This is a genomic window from Proteus columbae (genome assembly GCF_009914335.1).
In the GTDB taxonomy this organism is placed as follows: Bacteria; Pseudomonadota; Gammaproteobacteria; order Enterobacterales; family Enterobacteriaceae; genus Proteus.
Genome location: NZ_CP043925.1, coordinates 519,042 through 530,924 on the forward strand (window position 1 = coordinate 519,042; position 11,883 = coordinate 530,924).

Here is an 11,883-nt window from a genome sequence, read left to right on the forward strand (position 1 = left end):
ACATTATTTGTGACCACACTTTACCTTGCTTCCAGCTCACCAAGAAGACGTGAACTTCTCGCGTTATTAGATGTTGAATTTAGTATTATCACGCCAGCAATTGATGAAATTTGGCAACAAGGTGAAAAACCAGAAGAGTATGTTCTTCGTTTAGCAAAAGAAAAATCACAAGAAGGTGTAAGACAAGCACCTCACGATTATCCCGTTTTGGGCTCTGATACTATTGTGGTTTATGATGGTCATATTCTTGAAAAACCCCGTGATAAAACCCATGCCGCGCAAATCCTACGTTCACTCTCAGGTGCAACACATCAAGTGATGACAGCAATTGCTATCTCTAATAGAACACACACATTGAGTCAATTAGTCGTCACACACGTCACTTTTAGAGTGATGACAGAGAGTGAGATTAGCGCGTATATTGAGTCAGGAGAGCCAATGGATAAAGCTGGCGCTTACGGTATTCAAGGAAAAGGAGGCCGTTTTGTTCAACGGATTGAGGGGAGTTATCATGCTGTTGTCGGATTGCCTCTTGTTGAAACCGAAGCATTGATAGCTCAATTTTCGTCTCTAGCTAATGAGAAGGAGATTTCATGACAGCAGAGTTATTAGTGAATGTGACGCCTTCTGAAACTCGTGTCGCCTATATTCGCGGAGGCATACTTCAAGAAATCCATGTTGAAAGAGAAGCTAAACGAGGTATCGTCGGAAACATTTACAAAGGTCGGGTAAGTCGCGTATTACCCGGGATGCAAGCTGCATTTATTGACATCGGGCTAGATAAAGCCGCTTTTCTACATGCTTCTGATATTATGCCTCACACTGAATGTATTGCTGGTGAAGAGCAGAAGAAATTTAATGTTCGTGATATCGCGCAACTGGTGCATCAAGGGCAAGATTTAATTGTACAAGTGGTTAAAGATCCTTTAGGAACAAAAGGCGCTCGCCTTACCACGGATATTACATTGCCTTCTCGCTATTTAGTGTTTATGCCTGGTGCGTCTCATGTAGGCGTTTCCCAGCGAATTGACAGTGAAGAAGAGCGTGAGCGCTTAAAACAATTGGTTGAAGAGTATTGCGATGAAAATGGCGGCTTTATTATTCGTACCGCTGCCGAAGGTGTTGGTGAACACGAAATTAAGCAAGATGCCGCCTTTCTTAAACGCCTATGGAATAAAATCATTGAGCGTAAGAAAAGAAATAAAACCCGTATTCAAATTTATGGCGAATTAGCGTTAGCCCAGCGTATTTTACGTGATTTTGCAGGCTCTGAATTAGATAGCATACGAGTTGATTCTAAATTGACCTACAATCAACTACAGGAATTTATTGGTGAATATATTCCTGAATTAACCGCTAAACTTGAATTGCACCAAGGTAATCAGCCTATTTTTGATCTCTATGGTGTAGAAAGTGAAATTCAGCGGGCTTTAGAACGCAAAGTTGAATTGAAATCAGGAGGTTACCTGATTATCGATCAAACTGAAGCAATGACCACTATTGATATCAATACAGGGGCATTTGTTGGTCATCGAAATTTAGAAGAAACTATTTTTAATACTAATATTGAAGCAAGCCAAGCCATTGCCCGTCAATTACGGTTACGTAATTTAGGCGGTATTATCATCATTGACTTTATTGATATGAATAATGATGAACATAAACGCAGAGTATTGGCATCACTTGAACAAGCGCTAAGTAAAGATAGAGTGAAAACAACGATTAATGGCTTCTCCCAACTTGGCTTAGTAGAAATGACACGTAAAAGAACGCGGGAAAGCCTTGAACATGTGCTTTGTGATGACTGCCCAACTTGCCAAGGGCGAGGTACGGTAAAATCAGTTGAAACAGTTTGTTATGAAATTTTACGTGAAATAGTGCGCGTGCATAAAACGATTGATGCAGATCGCTTCTTAGTTTACGCCTCCTCAGCAGTTGCAGAAGCATTAAAAGGCGATGAATCACATGCATTAGCAGAGGTTGAAATTTTTGTCGGTAAACAAGTGAAAGTGCAAACTGAGCTACTCTATAGTCAGGAGCAATTTGATGTGGTGATGATGTAATGGATTCGCCTTCCTAATGAATATGATGGCAGAAAGGAGACAAAAATGAAGCGGCTGCCTAAATACCTGTTAGTGATAACAGTTTTTTGCCTCATCGTTTTTGCCTTGGTATTAAGCGGATTTCGCTACTTTCTGCCACGCTTAGATAGTTATCGCCCTGAAATAGAAACGTATCTTACGAAGCAACTCAATAGCCCTGTCTCAATGACAAAGATCACGGGGGAGTGGCAAAATTTTGGTCCTGATATTCAAGTGGAAGGACTGAATATTACCAATAAAGATGTGAACGTTACGGCAGAGAAAGTCACTTTTTCTTTTGACGTGTGGCGTTCATTATTCGCTTTTCGTCTTCATTTTCGTGAACTGACCTTTGAACAGTTATATGTTAATTACCAACAGCCAATTTTTACGGGGCAAAGTGGTGATATTACCTTAACTGAACCTGATGATATTTCTTCACTTTTTCTCGAACAGTTTGATCGTTTTAAACTGATTGAAAGCCGTTTTGTTTTTTTAACCCCTTCAGGAGATACCAGTACATTACATGTGCCTGAATTAATGTGGTTGAATCAGAAAAATCGTCACCGAGCTCAAGGTGAAGTCACTCTTGATACACCCATTAATCATTATGGGGGGTTAAAGGTACGCCTTGATCTCTATACCAAAGAGAACGGTTTGATCGATAACGGTAAAGTATTTCTTACCGCAGATGACATCGATATCTCACCTTGGCTTAGTCAGTGGGTAAAAAATAATAGTGGCGTAGGTGAAGCTAAAGCCAGTTTGTCTAACTGGATTGAAATTACTCAAGGGCGTATTACTGGAAGTCAGTTGCAAATTCATCAAGGTGAAATGGACTGGAGTAGTGATGGAACCTCGCACGTATTAAATGTTGAAGATTTAATTTTACGTATGAGAAGGCAAGAAAATGGCTGGCTTGCGGATGTTCCTTATACTCGAAAAATTACAATGGATGGTGAAGAGTGGCCTGATGGTTATTTAGCGGTGCTTTATCAACCAAAAGAAAAACAGCATGATGAAGCATGGCGTATTCGCGCCAAGAATATTGAGTTAGATAGGTTATATGCTGTATTGCCATTATTCTCTTTTTTAACACCTGATTTTGTTCGCCAGTGGCAGTATCGCCAATTTTCTGGTGTGGTTAATGACTTTGCATTAGATCTCACCCCAGAAAACTTCGAGCAAAGCACCATTAATCTCTCTTGGGAAAATGTGAGTTGGAAGCGTTGGCAAGAGATCCCCTCAGTACAACATTTCAGCGGGCAATTAAAAGGGAGTATGCAACATGGTGAGCTTAATTTTGCCCTAGCAGATAGTGAAATAGACACGGGCGAATTATTTAAAGCGCCGTTGAATATTGAAAAAGGAAAAGGAACGGTTTATTGGCAACATTCAGGGGATAACCTGTCTCTTTGGAGCCAAGGGCTCGATGTTAAAGCTACATCAGCATGGGTTGCGGGTGATTTTCGTTATGAGAAACAAGGTGAAGATCAGCGTCTTTCCATTTTATCAGGTGTTAGAGTTACAAATGCGGGTGATACATGGCGTTATTTGCCTGAGGAGTATGTCGGGAAGGCACTGACTCAATATCTCTCAGATGCGATTATTGCGGGTAATATCGATAATGGAACCTTTATTTTTGATGGCGATCCCGCTGATTTTCCTTTTGATAACCACAAAGGATGGTTCCAAGTTTATGCGCCCGTCAAACACGCGACCTTTAAATTTGATAGTGAATGGCCTGCGTTATTTGATCTCGATATTAATCTAGACTTTAAAAATGACGGCTTATGGATGTCTTCTGCACAAGCAAAAGTGGGTAAAGCGACAGCCACGAATTTAAGTGCAGTCATTGAAAGCTATCAACAAGAAAAAATCTTAATTAATGCGGATATTCAAGCCACAGGCGACGAGCTGAAAGAGTATTTCTTAGATTCTCAAATGGCGAGTATTGGTCATACACTTGAAGAGCTAAAAGTAGCAGGAAAAATTGACGGTACATTGAAACTTGATATCCCCTTTGGTGGTGATGAGGTTGTGGCTTCTGGTGAGGTTAATTTAAAAAATAATGATGTCACTTTGAACTTCATGGATACCACATTGAAAGGCGTGAGTGGGCAGTTTCGTTACCATAATGACAAACTTGAAAGTGATACATTAACGGCTAATTGGTTTGGGCAGCCGCTTGCTTTCTCATTTACAAGTTACAATGATACGGATAATTATCAGGTTGATGTCGGCTTAAAAGGCCAATGGGATATTCAAAAAATTCAAGGATTACCTAGTGATATTCAACATAAGTTTAGTGGTGTATTTCCATGGCATGGCAACGTTAATGTTAAGATCCCCGAAAAAGGTGATGTTGATTATCAAGTCGATCTAACCGGAAATATCAATGCATTAAGCAGCAAGTTAACAGCGCCTGAAACACAGGATTTAAAAAATTCACCACCTATTGTGATTTCTGCCAAGGGTAACAGTGAAACCTTAACCGTGAATGCCAGTGCTGAGAAACAGTGGAAACTTAATAGCCAGTGGGCATTAGGAAAACAGCTACGTTTATTACAAGGCCATGTTGTTTCTTCTTCTATTAAATTACCTGAATTGAATTCACAACAACGCTTAACTATCGCTCTTAAAGGATTAGAGGGGGATAAATGGTTGCCGACATTAATGGCTTTTTCGTCTTTAACGCCGTCTGAAAATGAAGTCACTTTTCCTGATAATGTGCATATCAGTTTACCTGATTTAAATTTTGCAGGGCAAAAATGGCGTAATCCTCAAACTGAGATTATGCGCGCTAGTGAAGGGGTAAAATTTGCCTTTTCAGGAAGTGAATTACGAGGCGATGTGTTTATTCCTGAAGCATCGACACCTTGGCAAGTGAATATTAATTATCTCTATTTTAATGGTGCAACTCTATCTCAAGAAGAAAAATCGTTAAAAATGGCAAACACTTCTGATGTGAATGCATTGAAGTTTTCAGTTAAAAACATTCCTTCTATTGATTTTGAGTGCCGAGAATGTTGGGTAAATGGCTTGCTTTTAGGGAAAATTGAAGGTTCGTTAAAACAAAATCAGGGTGCTTTATTTCTAACTGACGGTAAGTTGGAAAATAGCAGCGGTGAATTGTCTCTTAATGGTGTGTGGTCTGAAGATAATGCAGGTAATAATACGACGAAGTTAATAGGTAAATTAAAAGCGGAAGAAATTGATGAAATGGCCGCTTATTTCGGTTTTATTATTCCTATTATCCAGTCCCCACTTTCTGCTGATTTTTCATTACAATGGCGTGATACGCCGTGGAATTTTAATCTGGCGACCTTAAATGGTGATATTAAATCTGTCTTAGGGAAAGGGCGTATCGAAAAAGTGAATGTTGGACAAGCGGGTAAATTACTGCGTCTTGTGAGTTTTGATGCGCTTTTACGTAAATTACAGTTTGATTTTAGGGATACTTTCAGCGAGCATTTTGAGTATGACTCGATTAAGAGTGAAATTACGATCAATCAAGGTATTATGAATGCTGAGAGTGTCCGAGTTGATGGTGTTATTGCTGATATTGCGATAAGTGGGAAAGTTGATTTACTTGAACGTAAAATGGACCTACAAGTTGTGGTAACGCCAGAGATTTCAGCAACTGTCGGTGTTGCTACGGCTTTCGCGATAAACCCAATTGCAGGCGCCGCAGTGTTTGCGGCATCAAAGGTTCTGGGGCCACTTTGGAGTAAGATTTCAGTTATCCGTTATCATGTGACCGGAACTATGGAACAACCCAAAATTGACGAAGTACTGCGTCAGCTTAAGGAGAATCAGGCGTTATGAAAAAAGTTAATGTCGCACTTTTGCAACTTTGTAGCGGTAAAAACACAAAAAATAATCTGGCGCAAATTGAGCAACAGATTAAGCAATTACCCGATTCAGTGAAGCTTGTATTAACACCTGAAAATGCGTTACTTTTTTCGAACTCTAAAGATTATCATAAACATGCTGAAGTTCAGGGCGATGGGCCTTTACAAAATGCTATCGCTAAAATGGCTCAGCGCTATAAAGTGTGGATCTTAGTCGGTTCTATGCCATTGATTAGTCGAGACTCCCCAGACCAAATTACCAGCAGTAGTTTGGTGTTTGATGATGAAGGTGTTATTCGTGCTCGTTATGACAAAATTCATATGTTTGATGTCAGCATTGATGATGAGCAAGGCGAATATAACGAATCTTCTATTTATCAACGCGGTGAGCGCTTAACAGTCGTTGATACTCCGGTTGGGAAATTAGGTTTAACAATCTGTTATGACTTACGCTTCCCTGGTATTTTCCAAGCATTAAGAGAAAAAGGGGCAGAGATAATCTCTGTACCAGCGGCTTTTACCCGTTTAACAGGTAAAGCGCACTGGGAGCCTTTATTACGTGCTCGTGCCATTGAGAATCAGTGTATTATCTTAGCGCCAGCACAAGTGGGTACACATGATACGCGCCGGACTTGGGGTCATACGATGGCGATTGATGGTTGGGGTAAAGTCTTGAAAAAGAACCCTGATGCTGTTAGTGCGCTAACGCTGAATGTTGGTGTCGAAAGTCTACACGGTATGCGTGAACAGATACGGGTTGTAAAACATAACCGCTTTCGCCCGAAACTGACCCACTTAATCAAAAAAGTTAAGGATAAAGAAGAATTATGAGTTTAGCTGTTGTCAGCGAAAGTCTGTTGGAAGCAAACAAACTTAGTTTAGATGATTTAGCATCAACACTAGAGCAGCTTGCACAGCGTCAAATTGATTATGGTGATCTTTATTTTCAGTCAAGTTATCACGAGGCTTGGATCCTAGACGATCAGATTATTAAAGATGGCTCTTACAATATTGATCAAGGTGTTGGTGTTAGAGCAATTTACGGTGAAAAAACCGGCTTTGCTTATGCAGACCAACTAACGCTTAATGCACTTAACCAAAGTGCTCATGCTGCACGAAGTATTGTTCAGGCTAAAGGTAATGGTCGTATTCATACTTTAGGTGCTATTCAACATTCTCCGCTATACAGCTTAAACGATCCTCTGCAAAGCCTTTCTCGTGAAGAGAAAATTGCGTTATTGCATGAGGTAGATAAAGCGGCTCGAGCTGAAGATAAACGCGTTAAACAAGTTAATGCGTCATTAACGGGTGTCTATGAGCATGTGCTTGTTGCAGCAACCGATGGCACGTTAGCCGCCGATGTGCGTCCTTTAGTTCGCCTTTCAGTGAGTGTGCTGGTGGAAGAAGATGGCAAACGTGAGCGTGGCGCAAGTGGTGGCGGTGGTCGTTTTGGTTATGATTATTTCCTAACTAAAGTCGATGGTGAAAGCCACGCTATCACTTATGCGCGTGAAGCTGTGCGTATGGCATTAGTGAATTTATCTGCAATTGCGGCACCTGCGGGAACGATGCCTGTTGTATTGGGCGCAGGATGGCCAGGTGTGTTATTGCATGAAGCAGTCGGTCATGGATTAGAGGGTGATTTCAATCGCCGTGAAACCTCTGTATTTTCGGGACGCATTGGCGAGAGAGTAACTTCTGAGCTTTGTACTATTGTTGATGATGGCACAATTGAAGGTCGTCGTGGCTCTGTGGCTATTGATGACGAAGGTGTACCAGGTCAATACAATGTTTTAATCGAAAACGGCATCTTAAAAGGCTATATGCAAGATAAGATGAACGCGCGTTTAATGGGTGTTGCGCCAACGGGAAATGGTCGTCGTGAATCTTACGCGCATCTTCCTATGCCTCGTATGACAAACACTTACATGTTAGCAGGTAAGTCTTCACCAGAAGAGATTATTGCCAGTGTTGATCGCGGTATTTACGCACCAAACTTTGGTGGCGGTCAGGTTGATATTACATCGGGCAAATTTGTTTTCTCAACCTCAGAAGCTTATTTAATCGAGAATGGAAAAATAACCAAACCAATTAAAGGAGCAACTCTAATTGGTTCAGGTATTGAAGCCATGCAACAAGTTTCTATGGTAGGTAATGATCTTGCTTTAGATAAAGGGGTTGGCGTTTGTGGTAAAGAAGGACAAAGTCTCCCTGTTGGTGTGGGTCAACCAACGTTGAAGCTTGATAAAATCACGGTTGGCGGTACAGCTTAATTATCGCTATCGTTATTTGTCAGTATCTATTGAACTCCATCTTTTGATGGAGTTTTTTATCCTAGCAACAGTGAGGGAGCTAACTTATGGGTAAACGTTTATTACCAGTTATTATTGTTATTGCGGTTTTATTTGGTGTTCTTTATAAAGGTCTATTGCCTGAAACCAAAGCACCAACATCTTCATCTTCAGCTCCTATTCTGACATCATCAAGCAATAACACCAATAAACCAGCACAAATTCCACTATCTATTGATGAAAAAACGCAAACCAATGTAGTAGCTAACTATTTGCAACGTCATCAACAATTGCCAGATTTTTATCTCACTAAAAAAGAGGCGAGAGAAAAAGGCTGGAATGCGAAAGCGGGCAATTTATGTGAAGTCTTACCGGGAAGAGCAATCGGAGGCGATCGCTTTATGAACCGTGAAAAACAGTTGCCAGAAGAAGCTGGACGCCAGTGGTATGAAGCGGATGTAAATTATCAGTGTGGTCATCGTGGTAGTGACAGATTGCTCTATTCGAATGATGGGCTGATTTATGTTACCACTGATCATTATCGTACAATGACAAAGGTCGCACCTTAATGAAACAGGTTATCTTCAATTTTAAGACACTGGCAGATAGAGAAGCCTTTTATCACGATTTTGCACTGCAATTTCAGTTAGATGATAAATTTGGCGATAACCTAGATGCACTATGGGATGCGTTAGTGGGTGGAATAGAATTGCCAGTTAGTATTGTTTTCAGGCATTTACCTCATCATTCCCGTGATTTTCAACCTTTGGTGGAATTGATGCAAGAAGCACAAAATGAGCTTGGTAAAGATGTTTTAAACTTTTATTGTGAACATAAAGCACAAAAGTAATTCAGAGTAGAAAATACGCCCTGAAAATCGCAGTGAGGCCAAATTTACACTGCGTTTTCAGGATGATCAGGTTTTATGCTGATTCTGATAAATCTTTTAGATATTGAAATAGTAAGCGGAATGATTTTGGCGGCTTATTCGCTTCTTTTTCTTTTTTCGCATTACGGATAAGTGTGCGTAATTGTTGGCGATCAGCCATTGGGTAAAGCGCAACGACTTCTTCAATCACTTCATTGCCACCTTCAACAAGGCGAATTCGCAGATCTTCAAGTTTATGTAACACTAAGATCTGTTGGTTGTGGCGGTTTTTGAGTTTATCAAGCGCTTGGCGGATCGGATCTTCGTCTACATTGCGCAGTAGTTTTCCAATATATTGAATTTGGCGGCGGCGTGCTTCACGCTGTACTTTTTGTGCTAATTGAATAGAGGCTAATAATTTCTCATCTAATGGAACACGTTCTAATTCTTGTGCACTTAATTCAACTAATTCAGTACCCAGTTTTTTGAGTGCTTCAGCATCACGTTTAATTTCGCTTTTGCTGACCCAGATGATTTCGTCCTCTTCTTCCTCTTCTGACGAGGTATCGTCAAATTCAGGATTGAGGTAATGCCACTCTTCAGGCTGCTTTGCCATAATAAAAATTCCTGTTGCAGAGTAAGCCGGGAGTGTGATTTGGTGAATGACCAAAAGCCCGACGGGTGATAACATTCATATATCTTCTATTGTAACTGGGAAAATCGCTTGTTGACCACCTGTCAATTGATTTACTTTGCTAAAAATAAGTAAAAAGTGGTGTTCTCCTTAGGAAAAATGGTTCTCAATGAATAATTCAGATCAGGTAAAACAGCTTGAAGACGCCGTCTCACTCGCATTAGAGCTGGCTGCAAAACAGTGTGATGGAGCTGAAGTCGCTATTAATAAATCGACGGGTATTAGTGTAAGTACGCGTTATGGTGAAGTTGAAAATGTTGAATTTAACAGTGATGGCGCTTTAGGCATCACTGTTTATCAACAACAACGCAAAGGTAGTGCATCTTCAACAGATTTAAGTCCTGATGCGATTAAGCGAGCTGTACAAGCTGCTGTGGATATTGCACGCTACACTTCAGTTGACCCATATGCAGGGCCTGCTGATCAAGAGCTATTAGCGTTTGATGCACCTTTCCTTGATCTTTACCATCCTACCGAAGTCACGGCAGATAAAGCGATTGAATTAGCATCGAGAGCAGAAAAAGCCGCTTTAGATAGCGATAGCCGTATTATCAACACCGAAGGTGGCAGTTTTAATAGTCACAGTGGAACCCGTGTATTTGGTAATAGCCTTGGCTTATTAAAAAGCTATTCATCTTCACGCTATTCGATGTCGAGTTGTGTTATTGCTCGTGATGGTGAAGATATGGAGCGCGACTATGCTTACACTATTAGTCGTCGCTTTGATGATCTAGAATCACCTGAATGGGTTGGTCAAGAGTGCGCTCGCCGTACTTTATCTCGCCTTGCACCTCGTAAACTACCCACCATGAAAGCCCCCGTTATTTTTGCGGCAGATGTGGCGACAGGTATTTTTGGTCATTTGGTTGCAGCAATTAGTGGTAGCATGATTTATCGTGAATCTTCTTGTTTACTCGATAGCTTAGGTAAGCAAATTTTTCCTCAGTGGTTAAATATTCAAGAGCGCCCTCACTTAATGAGAGGTTTGGCATCAACACCGTTTGATAGTGAAGGTGTACGTACCACAGATGCTGAAATCATCAAAGATGGCGTATTACAAGAGTGGTTGTTAACCACATATTCAGCAAGAAAGCTGGGCTTAAAGAGTAATGGTCACGCTGGTGGTATTCATAACTGGTATATCCCTGGGCAAGGTTTATCGTTTGATGCACTGTTAAAAGAGATGGGAACAGGTCTTGTTGTTACTGAATTGATGGGACAAGGTGTCAGTACAGTAACAGGTGATTACTCTCGTGGTGCGAGCGGTTTTTGGGTTGAGAATGGCGAAATTCAATATCCTGTAAGCGAAGTGACTATTGCAGGTAACTTAAAAGATATGTGGGCAAATATTGCCACGATGGGTGATGATATTGAGACGCGCAGTAATGTTCAGTGTGGATCGTTGTTGTTACCAGAAATGAGCATTGCAGGTGAGTAAATTTTAGACACTCGTCACAACCCTTAATCTCAGCCCGCAATGGGCTGAGATATCGCGTTTATCAGTGTGCTTTTCAAACGATAAGATAAAAATAAGACGCGAACCTTCAGCTCTGCTTAACGGTGTAATTCACCCGCAGCTTCCGGTTGGTATAGAATTTCTAATACTTTAACCTTGGTTTCAAGGCCATTAGGCAGCTTCCAACTAATTTCATCATCAATGGCTAAACCCAATAGCGCAGCACCCATTGGTGCCATGACGGAGAGTTCAGTAGTGCTGTCTTTTAATGAAGCGGGATACACTAAAGTACGAGTACGCTCTTCATTATTTTTTAAGTCCATAAAACGGACTTTGCTGTTCATTGTGACAATATTAGCAGGGATATCAGCTGGTGTAACAATGTCAGCACGATCTAATTCTTCATTCAATGCTTCAGCAATCGGACTATCTGCAAATGCCGGTTGTTCAAGTAATGAATCTAAACGTTCTGCATCAAGTTCGTTGATGATAATTGTTGGCTTTGTCATACCACACTCCAATTTATTCCAATGCAAAACAACACCCCCACGAGTGAGGTGGGGGTGTTGTTAAACTCATATAAGAGATAATAGGCGGTTCTGTATAAAAAAGAAAGAGACAGTGATCACAGTCTCTTTC

General features: G+C 40.8%; 10 protein-coding genes. 8 read left to right on the forward strand and 2 right to left on the reverse strand.

Going from position 1 to position 11,883, the window contains the following annotated elements; translation table 11 throughout:
- Window positions 1–9 precede the first annotated feature (9 nt).
- The 7 genes from F1325_RS02505 (at window position 10) to F1325_RS02535 (ending at window position 9,076) form a co-directional block, all read left to right on the forward strand.
- A complete protein-coding gene (locus tag F1325_RS02505; protein WP_109371974.1) occupies window positions 10–597 on the forward strand; it encodes a Maf family protein in 588 nt (195 codons plus the stop codon).
- Window positions 594–2,063 (forward strand): ribonuclease G, encoded by a 1,470-nt coding sequence (gene rng / locus F1325_RS02510; protein WP_109371972.1) that lies wholly within the window; start codon window positions 594–596, stop codon window positions 2,061–2,063. Before F1325_RS02505 ends, rng begins: the two co-directional genes overlap by 4 nt.
- Before the next feature lie 45 nt (window positions 2,064–2,108).
- Window positions 2,109–5,909, forward strand: a complete 3,801-nt coding sequence (yhdP, locus tag F1325_RS02515) for an AsmA2 domain-containing protein YhdP (RefSeq protein ID WP_160229955.1) — start codon at window positions 2,109–2,111, stop codon at window positions 5,907–5,909.
- Window positions 5,906–6,766, forward strand: coding sequence for a deaminated glutathione amidase (nit1, locus tag F1325_RS02520; RefSeq protein ID WP_151434176.1), 861 nt, complete (start codon window positions 5,906–5,908; stop codon window positions 6,764–6,766). Before yhdP ends, nit1 begins: the two co-directional genes overlap by 4 nt.
- Window positions 6,763–8,208, forward strand: coding sequence for a metalloprotease TldD (gene tldD / locus F1325_RS02525; protein WP_109371966.1), 1,446 nt, complete (start codon window positions 6,763–6,765; stop codon window positions 8,206–8,208). Before nit1 ends, tldD begins: the two co-directional genes overlap by 4 nt.
- Window positions 8,209–8,294: 86 nt before the next feature.
- Window positions 8,295–8,795 carry a ribonuclease gene (locus F1325_RS02530; RefSeq protein ID WP_160229956.1) on the forward strand — a complete coding sequence of 167 codons (501 nt, stop codon included), beginning with the start codon at window positions 8,295–8,297 and terminating at the stop codon, window positions 8,793–8,795.
- Window positions 8,795–9,076, forward strand: coding sequence for a barstar family protein (locus F1325_RS02535; RefSeq protein ID WP_109371962.1), 282 nt, complete (start codon window positions 8,795–8,797; stop codon window positions 9,074–9,076). Before F1325_RS02530 ends, F1325_RS02535 begins: the two co-directional genes overlap by 1 nt.
- Window positions 9,077–9,149: 73 nt before the next feature.
- On the opposite strand, the gene yjgA is transcribed toward F1325_RS02535, so the two are convergent.
- The gene (gene yjgA / locus F1325_RS02540; RefSeq protein WP_088495963.1) at window positions 9,150–9,710 is read right to left on the reverse strand and encodes a ribosome biogenesis factor YjgA; all 561 of its coding nucleotides are present in this window, start codon (window positions 9,708–9,710) and stop codon (window positions 9,150–9,152) included.
- Window positions 9,711–9,897: 187 nt separating this feature from the next.
- On the opposite strand from yjgA, the gene pmbA reads away from it, so the two are divergent.
- Complete coding sequence (gene pmbA / locus F1325_RS02545; RefSeq protein ID WP_109371960.1) at window positions 9,898–11,226, forward strand: metalloprotease PmbA; 1,329 nt, start codon at window positions 9,898–9,900, stop codon at window positions 11,224–11,226.
- 116 nt (window positions 11,227–11,342) lie between these two features.
- Here pmbA and rnk read toward each other — a convergent pair whose 3' ends face one another.
- Window positions 11,343–11,753, reverse strand: coding sequence for a nucleoside diphosphate kinase regulator (gene rnk, locus F1325_RS02550; RefSeq protein WP_075671465.1), 411 nt, complete (start codon window positions 11,751–11,753; stop codon window positions 11,343–11,345).
- Window positions 11,754–11,883 lie beyond the last annotated feature (130 nt).